The sequence below is a fragment of the Methyloversatilis discipulorum genome, from assembly GCF_018780585.1.
Lineage (GTDB): Bacteria > Pseudomonadota > Gammaproteobacteria > Burkholderiales > Rhodocyclaceae > Methyloversatilis > Methyloversatilis discipulorum_B.
This window is the reverse complement of the sequence record NZ_JADMJL010000059.1, coordinates 26,983-40,883: the sequence shown is the minus strand read 5'-3', so window position 1 is coordinate 40,883 and position 13,901 is coordinate 26,983. Positions and strand designations below refer to the sequence as shown.

Below are 13,901 nucleotides of genomic sequence, written 5' to 3'. Positions count from 1 at the left end.
ATGCTAGCAGCAAGGTATCGACAAGTAAACAAATTTTGGGTAGGCGTAACGAGAAGCTTCACACGGTCGGCCGGCTATACTTTCGGCCTCAAACCCCCTCCGGAAACCCATCGTCTTGCTCTCCAAATTCCGCTGGCTGCTCTACCCGTTGACCGCCCTCACCGGCCTCGCACTGATAGGCGCGGCCCTCGCGCTGATCGTCGTACTGCTCGCCTACCCGCAGCTGCCGTCGCTGGACATCCTGACCGACTACCGGCCGAAGATCCCGCTCCGCGTCTACAACGCCGACGGGCAACTGATCGGCGAATTCGGCGAAGAACGCCGCTCGGTCGTGCCGATCGAGCAGGTGCCGGACGCGCTCAAGCACGCCATCATTGCCGCCGAGGACGAGCGCTTCTACCAGCACTCGGGCATCGACTACATGGGCATTGCCCGCGCCGCACTGGCCAACCTGACCAGCGGCGGACGCAGCCAAGGCGCCAGCACCATCACCATGCAGGTGGCGCGCAACTTCTTCCTGTCGAGCGAACGCACCCTACGCCGGAAAGTCTATGAAGCCCTGATGGCGTTCAAAATCGAGAACAGCCTGACAAAAGACCAGATACTCCAGCTCTACATCAACCAGATCTATCTCGGTCAGCGCGCCTACGGTTTTGCTGCCGCTTCCAGAGCCTATTTCGGCAAAAACCTGAAGGACATTAGCGTCGCCGAAGCAGCGATGCTCGCCGGCCTGCCGAAAGCGCCTTCCAAGTACAACCCAGTGGTGAACCCGAAGCGCGCAGCACTGCGCCAGTCCTACGTGCTGCGGCGCATGCAGGAACTGGGCTACATCGACGAAGCGACGCGCGCTCGCGCGGTCGAGGAAGAGCTGGTCGTGCGTCGCGACAGCGGCAGCACCGCCAGCGGGCCGAAGCCGGCGGATTTCGTTGCCGAAATGGCGCGCCAGATGGCGGTCGAGCGCTTCGGCGAGAACGCCTACTCGATCGGCCTGCGCGTGGTCACGACGATACGGCGCGCCGACCAGGACGCCGCCATCGAGGCCGTCCGCAAGGGCGTATTTGACTACGACCGCCGGCACGGCTATCGCGGCGCGGAATCCTTCGTCGACATGAAGGCGGTCGGCGCCGACGACGACGAACTGCTCGACGATCTGCTGCAGGACGTGCCGGACGCGGTGGGCCTGCACGCTGCGGTGGTGCTCGCTGCCAGTCCGACCGCGGTGAAGGTCTACAAGCGCGGCGGCGAAGTGCTCAACCTGGGCGCGGACGCGATCAAGTTCGCTAAGGCGATGCTGGACGACAAGGCGCCGCCGGCCCGCAAGCTGCGGCGCGGCGCGGTCGTGCGCGTGATGCAGGACGCCAAGCTCGGCTGGACGCTGGCGCAGATGCCCGAGGTCGAGGCGGCGCTGGTCGCCATCGACAGCGATGACGGCGCCGTGCGCGCACTGGTCGGCGGTTTCGACTTCAATCGCAGCAAGTTCAACCACGTCACCCAGGGCTGGCGTCAGCCGGGCTCGGCGTTCAAGCCCTTCATCTACTCGGCAGCGCTGGAGAAGGGCTACGGTCCGGCGACAGTGGAAGAGGACACGCCACTGGTGGTGTCGGCCGGCGAAACCGGCAGCCAGAGCTGGCAGCCGAAGAACTACGACGGCAAGTACGACGGCCCGATCTCGCTGCGCACCGCACTGGCGAAGTCGAAGAACATGGTGTCGATCCGCATGCTGCGCTCGATCGGCCCGCGTTACGCGCAGGACTACGTTTCACGCTTCGGATTCGATGCCGCGCGCCATCCGCCCTACCTGACGATGGCGCTCGGCGCCGGGTCGGTCACCCCGTGGCAGATGGCGTCCGCCTATGCCGTGTTCGCCAACGGCGGCTACCGGGTCGAGCCCTACGTGGTGAGCGAGATCACCGACAGCGAGGGACGCGTGCTGGCGCGCTTCACGCCGCGCAAGGCCGGCGACGAGGGTTTGCGCGTCATCGACGCGCGCAACGCCTACTTGATGGACAGCATGATGCAGGACGTCGTGCGCCGCGGAACCGCCACCCGCGCGCTGGCCCTCAAGCGCGGCGACCTCGCCGGCAAGACCGGCACCACCAACGACTATCTCGACGCCTGGTTCTGCGGCTACCAGCCCTCGCGCGTCACGGTCGCCTGGATAGGTTTCGACAATCCGCGCACCCTGGGTCGTGGCGAAACCGGTGGTTCGGCAGCGCTGCCGATGTGGGTCGATTACATGCGCCACGCACTGAAGGACGTGCCCGAACAGCGGCTGCCGCTGCCCGACGGCCTGATCAGCATCGATGCTGGCGAGGACAGCAAGGGCAACCCGCGCACCGACCTGATGTACCAGGAACACCTGCCACCGCCGCCCGAGTCGCTGCCGGAAGAGCCGGAAACGCCGGCTTCGGAGGGTGAGTTGCAGCCCGGCCCGCCGCCGCAGTCGCCGGCACCGATTCCGACGCCGCCGCGCTCGCCGACCGGCCACATCGTACCGAGCGAGTCGCGGCTGACGGTGCCGGAAACGCTCAGCCGCGCAGCTTCACCGGCTCGCCTGCCTGCTGGCTGAGCAGTTCTTCCAGTGCCTGAATCAGTTCCTTGCCGTCGCGCGTGCCTATCCAGCGGTCCCCGTCGGCACGGAAGTGGAAGCCGCCGGACCGCGCCGCCACCCAGATTTCCTGCGCGACGCCGTGCCGGTTGATCACCATTTTGGAACCGTCTTCGAACTCCAGTTCCAGCACGCCGCCGGCCTGCAGTTCGTAGTCGATTCCGGCGCCGCTGCGCTCGATGGCCTGCTCGATCGCAGCCAGCGTCGCATCGGCCAATTTGTTAAATTCACTCTCGTTCATATTCCGGCCATCCGACATGTTTTCCAGCCCGCTCGTGCGCATCGCCGCACTGACCCTGACGCTCGCTGCCTGCGGCACCAAGGGACCGTTGACGCTGCCGCCCAAGCAGGGCGCCCAGCCGGCGGCCGCGAAGCCCGCGCCCGCACCTGCTCCGCAAGATACTAACAAGGCCGACAAGCAATGAAGCATTTCGAAACCCGAGACGGTGCGCTGTACGCCGAAGGCGTCGCACTCGAGCGCATTGCCGCCGAGTACGGCACGCCCACCTTCGTATACAGCCGTGCGGCGCTGACCGAGGCGCACGCTGCCTACGCCGAAGCACTGTCCGGCCGCGACGCCATGCTGTGCTACGCGGTGAAGTCGAATTCCAACCTGGCCATCATGAATGTGTTCGCGCGACTGGGCACCGGCTTCGACATCGTGTCCGGCGGCGAGCTGGCACGCGTGATCGCGGCGGGCGGCGACCCGAGCAAGGTGGTGTTCTCCGGCGTCGGCAAGACGCGCGACGAAATGCGCGCCGCGCTGACGCACGGCATCTATTGCTTCAACGTCGAATCGGAAGCCGAACTGCACCGGCTGGCCGAAGTGGCCGGCAGCCTCGGCAAGCGCGCACCGATCGCGCTGCGCGTGAATCCGGACGTCGACCCGAAAACCCATCCGTACATTTCCACCGGCCTGAAGTGCAACAAGTTCGGCGTGCCCATCGCCGACGCGCATCGCATCTATCTCGACGCGGCGAAGCTGCCGCAGTTGGAGATCCGCGGCATCGCCTGCCACATCGGCTCGCAGCTGCTGGACCCGGCGCCGGTGGCCGAAGCAGCCGCCAAGGTGGTGGCGCTGGCCGAAGCACTGAACCGCGACGGCATCGAACTGCGTCACCTCGACCTCGGCGGCGGCCTCGGCATCCGCTACGACGACGAGGACGTACCGGCAACACGCGACTACTTGGCGCCATTGCTGGCGGTGCTGGCCGGCCGCAAGGAGCGACTGCTGCTCGAACCCGGCCGCTCGCTGGTCGGCAACGCCGGCGTACTGCTGTCCAAGATCGAATACCTGAAGCGCGGTGAGGAGCGCAACTTCGCCATCATCGATGCGGCGATGAACGACCTCGCCCGCCCGGCGCTGTACGACGCCTTTCACCGCATCGCCGAAGTGCGGCCGCGCGGCAAGGCGGACACCTACGACGTGGTCGGCCCGGTGTGCGAAAGCGGCGACTTCCTCGGCCGCGCACGCGAACTGGCGGTCGAACCGGAAGACCTGGTCGCCATCTTCTCGGCCGGCGCCTACGGCATGACCATGAGCTCGAACTACAACACGCGGCCGCGCGCCGCCGAAGTGATGGTCGATGGCGACAAGGTGCATCTGATCCGCGCGCGCGAGCGCATCGCCGACCTCTACGCCGGCGAACGCCTGCTGCCGTGAGCCACGAGGACGACGCCGCGCGCGAACGGCTGCGGCTCGACAAGTGGCTGTGGGCAGCGCGCTTCTTCAAGACGCGCACGCTGGCCTCCGACGCCATCGACGCCGGCCGCATCCAGCTGAACGAGGCGCGCGCCAAGCCGTCGCGCGAGGTACGCATCGGCGACCGGCTGGACATCCAGACCGGCGAAGTGCGCTACACGGTGATCGTGCAGGCGCTGTCCGGCAAACGCGGCCCGGCCGAAGAGGCGCGCAAGCTTTACGAAGAGACCGCCGACAGCATTGCGCGGCGCGAAGCGGAACGTGAACGGCGCCGACTTGCTCCGGAACCGTCACACATGCTGCACGGACGGCCGACGAAGACGCAGCGGCGTGAAATCGACCGCATGCGCGCTAAACTTCGCGGCGGCTGAGTCTTGCGCGCCAACGAATTGAGAACACTGTCAAAAGGAATCGAACCATGTCCGAACGTATCGTGATGAAGGTCGGTGAAGCCACCGTCTTCGCCAAGGAAGGTCAATACACCGACGCCATGCCGGAAATCGTCATCGGCTCGATCGACGGCCCGGTCGGCCAGGCCTTCGCCCAGATGATGGGCCAGACCGCCGGTCACACCCGCATGCTGGCCGTGCGCGACTGCAACCAGATGGCCAAGCCGGCCACCATGATGGTGCCCAAGGTCACGATCAAGAATTCGCGCACCGTCGAGCTGCTCGGCGGCGTGGTGCAGTCCGCCACCGCCGACGCGGTCGTCGACTGCGTGTCGGAAGGCATCATCCCGAAGGAACTGGTGGACGAACTGGTCATCATCGACCTGGTGTGGCTGGACCCGAATGCGGTCAAGGACCCCAACCTGGACATGAAGGATCTGTACCGCACCAATTACGAAGCAACCAAGATCGCGATACAGCGTGCGATGACCGGCAAGCCGACGATCGACGAGCTGATCGCCAACCGCCACAAGATCAAGCACTGCATGTACGACCCGGAAGCCTGATTGCGGCGCAAAGCCACAGCCAAAGCCCCTGCCAGCCGCAGGGGCTTTTGTTTTTGTGCAATCGAAACGAAGGGCAACACGACCTTGTCTTGATGCACGCGGCCATCCAGAATGAATGAGCCCGAAACCAGCGCGGGCTCACGGAGGATGGCCGATGGATATCCGTACCGATGGCACAGCGGCGCACGATACCCCGCCTATGCCGCAGATGAACGACGACGCCTTCCGCCGCGTCGTCGAGTACGCACCCAGCGCGATGGTTCTGGTCGATGGTCGCGGCATGATGGTGCTGGTCAACGAACAGACCGAAAGACTGTTCGGTTACCCGCGCTCCGAACTGATCGGCCGCTCGGTCGACATGCTGGTGCCGTCGGCCGCACGTGCTCACCACGCCGACTTCCGCCACAGCTTCCTTTCATCACCCAGCCCACGACCGATGGGTGGCGGTCGTGACCTGTTCGCCTGCCGCGCCGACGGCAGCGAATTCCCGGTCGAGATCGGTCTGAATCCGATGGACACCGGCGAAGGTGTCATGGTGCTGGCATCCATCGTCGATATCACCGAGCGACGTCGCGCGCAGCAGGTGCTGGAGCAGGCGCTGCAGGAAAAGACGGTGCTGCTCAACGAAGTACACCACCGGGTGAAGAACAATCTGCAGGTCATCACCAGCCTGCTCAATCTGCAGGCGAACAATGTCGACGACCCGCGCGTGCGCGACATCCTGAACGAGAGCCAGAACCGCGTACGGGCGATGGCACTGACTCATCAGCTGCTGTACGAGCGCAAGGACTTCTCGCGCATGGACCTCGGCGACTACCTCGACCGTCTGGCCCAGTTGCTGCGCGGTGCCTATCGCAGCAGCGCGAGCGGCGTCGAGCTGCAGCTGGAACGCCCGGGGCAGCCGGTGTACCTCGATCTTGAACGCGCCATCCCGTGCGGGCTGGTGGTGAACGAACTGGTCACCAATGCCTTCAAGCACGCCTTCCCCGCCCAGCGCACTGGCATCATCACCATTTCGCTGCACAGCTGCGACGAGCGGCTGACGCTGGGCGTGCGCGACAACGGTGTCGGCCTGCCGGCGGGTTTCGACTTCGACGCCGTGAAGTCGCTCGGCCTGCAGCTGGTGCCCTTGCTGATAGATCAGCTGCACGGCGAACTGCAGATGGTGCGCGACGGCGGCGCCAGCTATCTCATCACCTTTCCGGCCGCCCTTCCCGCACGAGGTACGACATGAACGCACCGCTCCCGATCAATCTGATGCTGGTCGAGGACGAACGCGTGATCGCTTTCGACCTGAAGAACCAGCTGCAGTCCTTCGGCTACAAGGTGGGCGCGGTGCTGGCCAGCGGCGAGCAGGCGGTGCGCAAGGTCGGCGAGGTAGCGCCCGATCTGGTGCTGATGGACATCCACCTTGAAGGCCCGCTCGACGGCATCGACGCGGCACTGCAGATCCAGTCGCAGCATCGCGTACCGGTGGTCTTCCTGACCGCCTACGCCGAGGACGACACGCTGCGCCGCGCACTCGAATGCCGACCCTTCGGCTATCTGGTCAAGCCGTGCGAGGCGCGCGAGCTGCACGCGACGATACAGATGGCGCTGGCGCGTCGCGAGGTCGAGGTGCTCGTGGAGCGCAGCGAACAGCTGTTCAAGCAGGCGCTCGATGCCGCCTCGCTCGGCGTGATCGAGTGGCAGGGCGATTCGATGCAGCTGCACGGCGACGGACACTTGCGCAGCCTGTTCGGCGACCGCCCGGTCCCGCTGGACGAGTCGTGGAGCCTCTTCCTGTCGCGCGTCGATGCCGGCGATCGCGAGCGCGTGTCGGCGGCGCTGAACGCGGCACTGCAGCGCGGCGATCCGGTGCGCATCGAATTCCGTACCGTAGGCAATGGTGGCGCACGCAATCTGGAAGCGCACGCGCGCGCTTATGGCGACCCGGCGGGCGAGCGGCGCATCGTCGGCATCCTGCAGGACGTGACGCAACGCCGGCGCGACGAGGAGCGCCTGCGCCAGTCCAGCGTCGTGTTCCACACCACGGCCGAAGCCATCGTGATCGCCGACGCGCGTCGGCGCATCGTCGCGGTCAATGCTGCCTACACACGCATCACCGGGCACGACGAGACCCAGGTACTCGGCCTCGACCCTGACGCAGTGCTGGGAACCGGCCACGGCGACAATTTCTACGCGGCGCTGGCCGCCCCCTCGGGCACCGGCTACTGGCAGGGCGAGGTGCTGTGCCAACGCGCGTCTGGCGACAGCTTCCCTGCCTGGGAAAGCATCAGCGCCGTGCGCAACGACAACGGCACGGTCACCCATTTCGTCGCCGCCTTCTCCGATTTCAGCGCCATCCATCAGGCGGAGGAGAAGCTGAATCATCTGGCGCATCACGACGCGCTGACCGGCCTGCCCAACCGCCTGCTGTTCGACGACCGTTTCGAGCGCGCCATCGAACAGGCACGTCGTGCGCAGCAACGCTGCATCCTGCTCTTCCTCGACCTCGACAGCTTCAAGGGTGTGAACGACACGCTGGGCCATGGCGTCGGCGACGAGTTGCTGCGCGCGGTGTCGGTCCGGCTGCGTGAGGCGCTGCGCCGCAGCGACACGCTGGCCCGCCTCGGCGGCGACGAATTCGTCGTGCTCACCGGCAGCGCACAGCCTGAAGACGCCTCGCATCTGGCGATGAAGCTGCTCGGTGCGCTGCGTGACCCGTTCGACCTCGGTGGCGAGCAGATACGCATCACCGGCAGCATAGGCATCGCGGTGTTCCCCGATCACGGCACCGACCGCAACGTGCTGATGCGCGCGGCCGACATCGCGATGTACTCGGCCAAGTCGCAAGGACGCAACCGCTATCAGTTCTTCACGACCGACATGTCGGAGCGCACACAGGAACGCATGCATATGGAGCAGGGCCTGCGTCGCGCGATCGAGAACGACGCGCTGGAGGTGCACTACCAGCCCCAGCTCCGGCTGTCCGACGCGCACGTGATCGGCGTCGAGGCGCTGGTGCGCTGGCCGCATCCGGAACTGGGCATGATTTCGCCGGCCCGCTTCATTCCGGTCGCCGAAGAGAGCGGCATCATTGAAACGCTGGGCATGTGGGTGCTGCGCCGCGCCTGCCATGACATCGTCGGCCTGCCGGACAACGACGGGCGACAGATGCGCCTCGCCGTCAACGTGTCGGTCAGGCAGTTCATGCGCGAGGATTTCGTCGCCCACGTGCTGGAGGTGCTGACCGAAACAGGCTTCCCGGCCGAATCGCTGGAACTCGAAATCACCGAGTCCACGCTGCAGGTGATCGAACACAGCGCCGGCATACTCGACGCGCTGAAACGTCTGGGCGTCTCGATCAGCATCGACGACTTCGGCACCGGCTACTCGTCGCTGAGCGTACTGCGCGGCCTGCCGATAGACCGCATCAAGATTGACCGTTCATTCATCATCGACCTGACAGAGAGCGACGACGCCCGTGCAATGATAGAGGCCATGCTGGCGCTGGGCCGCTCGCTGCGCATGACCACCATCGCCGAAGGCATCGAGCTGTCGGAACAGGCTGAACTGCTGCTGCGGCTCGGGTGTTCGGAGGGTCAGGGTTATCTGTTTGCCCGCCCGATGTCGGCAAGCCAGCTGCGGCAATCTCTGGTAAATCCGCCCGACAAATCCTAGACGGCCTCGACCGCGTCGGCCGGCAGTCCGTCGAGATGACGGCGCAGGATGCGGTAGTGGTCATAATCGAAGCGCGCGTCGCGCTGCAACGGCGCCGCGTCGTCGCTGCCCTCCGGCGCGCTGCCCAGATAGCACCAGTGCGCCAGCCAGTGCCGGTCGCCACGCTCGGCGCCCGGACGGCGCTCGCGCACCGCCACGGCGTCCGGCCACGGCCAGTCGGGCATACGCAGGCCGTCGAGTGCACTCATCAGCCGCATATCGTGCTGCCGCGGGTCTTCGCGACCGCAGCAGACACCGCGGCAGCGCTTGATCTGCACATTGACGCAGGCGGCGGTACGCCGCTCGTAGCCCTGCAGACCGATGCGCTTCGGACACAGCTGCCAGGCTGTCGCCAGTTCGCGCAGCGTGGTCAGACAGTCGCGGCGTGAGCGGAAGGGACCGTACAGTCCCGCCAGCTGACGCGGCGTGACGCGGTCGAGATCGACCAGCGTCAGCGCCGCTTCGCCAGCCGCCACCTCGTTACCGGGGCCGCCGCGCAACGCCAGCGCCACGGCAGGTCCGCCGGCCCGCAACTGCTTGTTGTAGAGCGGCTGCAACTGCTTCACCAGTTTCGCTTCGAGCAGCAGTGCTCCCAGTTCGCCCGCCGTTTCGACCCAATCGACGCGCTTCGTTTCGCGCAGCATGCGCGCCGCCTGTCCGCCCTTGTGCGAACCGGTGAAGTGCGCCAGCACGCGCGAACGCAGGTTACGGCTCTTGCCGATGTAGAGCGGCAGCTCTGCCGGCGCCGGCAGCAGGTCGGTCGACTCGGGCGCGGCACCGTAGAACAGATAGACGCCCGGCGCCTCCGGCACGTCGTCGAGCGCACCCGGTGTCATGCCGGGCGGCGCGGCGGCGGTGCGCCCGGCCTTCTCCATCGCCGGACCGATCACCGCCGGCGGAAAGTCGCGCGCGACGATGTCGAGAAAATCGCACACCAGTCGCGCGTCACCGATGGCGCGGTGGCGGGCGTCGCAGACCAGCCCGAAGCGCTCCATCAGCGCGTCCAGCCCGTGGCGCGGAAAGTGCGGATAGAGAGCGCGCGACAGCTTGACCGAGCACAGCACGCGCGGCGCGAAATTCAGACCGACGCGGGCGAACTCGTTGCGCAGGAAGCCGTGGTCGAAGCGCGCGTTATGCGCCACGAACAGGCGGTCGTGCAGCAGCGCCGCCAGTTCCTCCGCGATCTCGGCGAAGCGCGGCGCACCGGCGACCATGCCGTCGGTGATGCCGGTGAAGCGCTGGATGGACAGCGGAATCGACACGCCCGGATTGACCAGGCTGGACCACTCGCGCCGCTGCGGCCCGTCTATCAGCACGACGCCGACCTCGGTCACACGGTCGGCGCGCGGGTCGCCCCCTGTCGTTTCAAGGTCGACGATGGCCAGCGGCTGATCGAACACGCTCATGCGATGGTCGCCACCCTGCGCGCCGGCTCAGCGGCACAGCGCACGGGGCAGCCAGAATAAGGACGTCGCGGCTTCAGTGCGCGTCGGTGGGCGTCAGATCGGTCTGGTAGGGGTAGGGCTTCTGCGCGACGCGTGCCTCGTTGAAGCGGCGCTGCGCTTCGAAGTCCTGCGGCTTGTCCCACCACAGCGCGCGGCCGCGACGCTGCTCTTCGATCTGCTCCGGGTGCTTTTCGAGGTACTCGCGCATGAAGCGCGTGTGATCGGATTCGTAATCAGCCAATTGAAACTCCGTTGGAAACGACTCAATGTGTCTTGCCGCGCGATTCGTCGGTCTTGTCGCAGGCCCGCACGCGGGCGATGCGCACGACCTCCGGCACGCGGCGCAGGCCCTTCATGATGCGCGCCAGATGGACGCGATCACTGACCTGCAGCGTGAAGTGGATTTGCGTGTAGAGGCTGCCGTCCTCTTCCATGCCGACATTCTGGATGTTGGCGCCGCATTCGGCGATCTCGAAGGCGACCTTGGCCAGCACGCCCGGGCGGTTCGCCGCGATGACGCGGATGCCGACTTCGAACACGCGGCTGCTGTCGCGCTCCCACTCGACGTCGACCCACTGGTCGCCGTCCTTGCGGTTGCGGCGCAGCGTCGGACAGTCGTGCGCGTGGATCATCAGGCCGGAACCGACACGCAACTGACCGACGATGGGGTCGCCCGGTATCGGCTGGCAGCAGCGTGCGATCTGCACCGCCATGCCTTCGGAACCGCGGATCAGCAGCGCGCTCTCCGGCGCCGGCAGCGGCGTGCCTTGCTGCTCGCTGGCGGTCTGCAGCTTGAGCAGGCTGCGCGCGACAAAGGTGGCCGAGCTCTTGCCCTGGCCGATGTCGGCCAGCGCTTCCTTGCGGCTTTTCACTTCGGCTGTCTCCAGCCATTGCGCCCACGAGGCGTCACCGATCTCGTCCGGCGTCACGCCGAACTGGCGCAGCGCCTGGGTAAGCAGCCGCTCGCCCAGCTGCGCCGATTCCTCGACCTGCATGGTCTTCAGGAAGTGGCGGATCTGCGCGCGCGCCTTGCCGGTCTTCACGTAACCCAGCCAGGCCGGGTTCGGGTTCGGATGCGAGGCGGTGATGATTTCGACCTGGTCTCCGCTGCTCAGCTCGCTGCGCAGCGGCATCAGTTCCTGGTTGATGCGACAGGCCACACAACAATGGCCGACGTCGGTATGCACCGCGTAGGCGAAGTCGACTGCGGTCGCGCCGCGCGGCAGCGACATGATCTTGCCCTTGGGCGTAAACACGTACACCTCGCCCGGGAACAGATCGATCTTCACGTGTTCGAGGAACTCGGCCGAATCCGGCGCCGAGCTTTGCAGTTCGAGCAGCGACTGCAACCAGCGGTGGGTGTTTGCCTGCAGGTCGTCGAGCGACTGTTCGCTGTCCTTGTACAGCCAGTGCGAAGCCACACCGTTCTGCGCGATCTGGTGCATCTCGGACGTGCGGATCTGTACCTCGACCGGTGTACCGAAGGGGCCGATCAGCGTGGTGTGCAGTGACTGGTAGCCGTTGGCCTTCGGGATCGCGATGTAGTCCTTGAACTTGCCCGGCACCGGCTTGTACAGCGCATGCAGCGCACCGAGGGCCAGATAGCAGGCCGCCACGTCCTTCACCACGACGCGAAAACCGTAGATGTCGAGCACCTGCGAAAAGGTCAGGTGCTTGTCGCGCATCTTGCGGAAGATCGAATACAGGCTCTTCTCGCGGCCGAACACGTCGGCGTCGATGCCGCGCTCCGGCAGGCGGGTGCGGATCGCTTCGGTGATCTTGCCCACCACTTCACGCCGGTTGCCGCGCGCCGACTTCATTGCGCGCTCCAGCACGCGGTAGCGCATCGGGTGCATCGCGTGGAAGGACATGTCCTGCAGCTCGCGGTACACCGCGTGCAGGCCGAGGCGGTTGGCGATCGGGGCGTGGATTTCCAGCGTTTCGCGGGCAATGCGGCGCTGCTTGTCCGGCCGCATCGAACCCAGCGTGCGCATGTTGTGCGTGCGGTCGGCCAGCTTGATCAGGATGACGCGCACGTCGCGCGCCATCGCCATCAGCATCTTGCGGAAGTTCTCGGCCTGCGCGTCTTCCTTCGACTGGAACTCGATCTTGTCCAGCTTGGACACGCCATCGACCAGTTCCGCCACCACCTTGCCGAAGCGCTCGGCAATCTCCGCCTTGGTGATGGCGGTGTCTTCCATCACGTCGTGCAGCAGCGCCGCGCACAGCGCCTGCGAATCGAGCTGCCAGCCGGCGAGGATTTCGGCGACCGCCAGCGGGTGCGACACGTAAGGCTCGCCGCTCATGCGGAACTGCCCGGCGTGCGCACTGGCCGACAGCGCGTACGCGTCGCGCACGCGCTGCACGTCTTCTTCGCGCAGATAGGTTGAAATGTCGGCGATCAGGCGTTCGAGATCGGCGACCGTAGAACAGGGGGGCGCCGGCGTACCGGCGTCGGGATCGTTGTCAGCCGGGGCGAGGCTGACGATGGGCTGTGCAGGCGTAACGTGGGCGACCGGGGTGGGCATGATGAGGTCGTCCACCGGTCGGTTCATGAAGTCAGCGCTGACAGCCCGGCCTCATCAGGCCTGGCCTCGGTTCAGGATTTCCAGACCGACCTTGCCGGCGGCGATTTCACGCAGCGCGACGACAGTGGGCTTGTCCTTGTCGCCATCGACCTGCGGCGTGCTGCCTGCGGACAGCTGGCGGGCACGGTAGGTGGCAACCAGCGTCAACTGGAAACGGTTCGGAATGCGCTTCAGACAATCTTCGACGGTAATGCGTGCCATATCAATTCACACCCAGGGAATGGAAAAACTCGGGATGCCGGGCCATCTGGCTCGATCGGAGCAGCCGCGCAGCGCGTGCGACGGTGACCATTTCGTCCAGCGCCTGACTCAGTATGTTATTGATTATAACGAAATCAAACTCGCGAAGATGACCGATCTCTTCGCGCGCCGCAGCCAGCCTGCGTTCTATCACCTCCGGCGCGTCCGATCCGCGGCCGGTCAGGCGCTGCGCCAGCGCCTCGAAGGACGGCGGCAGGATGAAGATGCTCACCGCCTCCGGAAACAGCGCACGCACCTGCTGGGCGCCCTGCCAGTCGATTTCCAGCAGCACGTCATGGCCCGCATCGAGCCGTTCTTCGAGCCAGCGACGCGAGGTGCCGTAGTAGTTGCCGTGCACGTGCGCCGACTCGATGAAGTCGCCCGCCGCGCGCATCGCGTCGAAGGTGTCGATGCTGACGAAGTGATAGGCAACGCCGTCCACCTCGCCCGGACGCGCCGCCCGCGTGGTGTGCGATACCGACAGTCCGATCTGCGGATCGCGTTCGAGAAGACCGCGCACCAGCGTGGTCTTGCCTGCACCGGACGGTGCGCTGACGATGAAAAGTACGCCGCGTTTAGCCATGTCTTGCAATGAAAAGGACGAAATACGCCGGAACCGCGTCAACGGCAGGCCGGCGTGAATCTGGAGCCGCCCGCCGGC

General features: G+C 66.0%; 13 protein-coding genes. 7 read left to right on the top strand and 6 right to left on the bottom strand.

What is annotated here, in order from left to right; all coding sequences use genetic code 11:
* The first annotated feature begins 115 nt into the window (after window positions 1–115).
* Window positions 116–2,569, top strand: a complete 2,454-nt coding sequence (locus tag IV112_RS19745; RefSeq protein ID WP_304006589.1) for a penicillin-binding protein 1A — start codon at window positions 116–118, stop codon at window positions 2,567–2,569.
* Here IV112_RS19745 and cyaY read toward each other — a convergent pair.
* On the bottom strand, window positions 2,529–2,849 hold the full coding sequence (gene cyaY, locus IV112_RS19740) for an iron donor protein CyaY (RefSeq protein WP_304006586.1): 321 nt from the start codon (window positions 2,847–2,849) through the stop codon (window positions 2,529–2,531). The two genes, IV112_RS19745 and cyaY, sit on opposite strands and share 41 nt — an antisense overlap.
* Here cyaY and lptM point away from each other — a divergent pair.
* The 6 genes from lptM to IV112_RS19710 all read left to right on the top strand — a co-directional run bounded on the left by lptM (window position 2,788) and on the right by IV112_RS19710 (window position 8,928).
* Complete coding sequence (gene lptM / locus IV112_RS19735; protein ID WP_368492598.1) at window positions 2,788–3,033, top strand: LPS translocon maturation chaperone LptM; 246 nt, start codon at window positions 2,788–2,790, stop codon at window positions 3,031–3,033. The genes cyaY and lptM overlap by 62 nt on opposite strands.
* Window positions 3,030–4,271, top strand: coding sequence for a diaminopimelate decarboxylase (gene lysA, locus IV112_RS19730; protein WP_304006581.1), 1,242 nt, complete (start codon window positions 3,030–3,032; stop codon window positions 4,269–4,271). The genes lptM and lysA overlap by 4 nt, the downstream gene beginning before the upstream one ends.
* On the top strand, window positions 4,268–4,681 hold the full coding sequence (locus tag IV112_RS19725; RefSeq protein ID WP_019916489.1) for an RNA-binding S4 domain-containing protein: 414 nt from the start codon (window positions 4,268–4,270) through the stop codon (window positions 4,679–4,681). The genes lysA and IV112_RS19725 overlap by 4 nt, the downstream gene beginning before the upstream one ends.
* 47 nt (window positions 4,682–4,728) lie before the next feature.
* Entirely contained in the window at window positions 4,729–5,265 is a 537-nt protein-coding gene (fae, locus tag IV112_RS19720) for a formaldehyde-activating enzyme (RefSeq protein WP_019916488.1), read from the top strand.
* A 154-nt stretch (window positions 5,266–5,419) separates the two neighbouring features.
* Window positions 5,420–6,499 (top strand): sensor histidine kinase, encoded by a 1,080-nt coding sequence (locus tag IV112_RS19715; protein ID WP_304006577.1) that lies wholly within the window; start codon window positions 5,420–5,422, stop codon window positions 6,497–6,499.
* Window positions 6,496–8,928 (top strand): two-component system response regulator, encoded by a 2,433-nt coding sequence (locus IV112_RS19710; protein WP_304006575.1) that lies wholly within the window; start codon window positions 6,496–6,498, stop codon window positions 8,926–8,928. Before IV112_RS19715 ends, IV112_RS19710 begins: the two co-directional genes overlap by 4 nt.
* Here IV112_RS19710 and IV112_RS19705 read toward each other — a convergent pair.
* From IV112_RS19705 to gmk, 5 genes are all read right to left on the bottom strand, one after another.
* Window positions 8,925–10,373, bottom strand: coding sequence for a 3'-5' exonuclease family protein (locus IV112_RS19705; RefSeq protein WP_304006572.1), 1,449 nt, complete (start codon window positions 10,371–10,373; stop codon window positions 8,925–8,927). The two genes, IV112_RS19710 and IV112_RS19705, sit on opposite strands and share 4 nt — an antisense overlap.
* 73 nt (window positions 10,374–10,446) lie before the next feature.
* Window positions 10,447–10,653: a DUF3460 family protein gene (locus tag IV112_RS19700; RefSeq protein ID WP_020166086.1), complete on the bottom strand. Its 207-nt coding sequence runs from the start codon at window positions 10,651–10,653 to the stop codon at window positions 10,447–10,449.
* A 22-nt stretch (window positions 10,654–10,675) separates the two neighbouring features.
* Complete coding sequence (locus tag IV112_RS19695; RefSeq protein ID WP_304006671.1) at window positions 10,676–12,940, bottom strand: RelA/SpoT family protein; 2,265 nt, start codon at window positions 12,938–12,940, stop codon at window positions 10,676–10,678.
* A gap of 54 nt (window positions 12,941–12,994) precedes the next feature.
* Window positions 12,995–13,201: a DNA-directed RNA polymerase subunit omega gene (rpoZ, locus tag IV112_RS19690; protein WP_019916482.1), complete on the bottom strand. Its 207-nt coding sequence runs from the start codon at window positions 13,199–13,201 to the stop codon at window positions 12,995–12,997.
* Between the two features lies 1 nt (window position 13,202).
* The gene (gene gmk, locus IV112_RS19685) at window positions 13,203–13,823 is read right to left on the bottom strand and encodes a guanylate kinase (RefSeq protein ID WP_304006567.1); all 621 of its coding nucleotides are present in this window, start codon (window positions 13,821–13,823) and stop codon (window positions 13,203–13,205) included.
* Window positions 13,824–13,901: the final 78 nt, after the last annotated feature.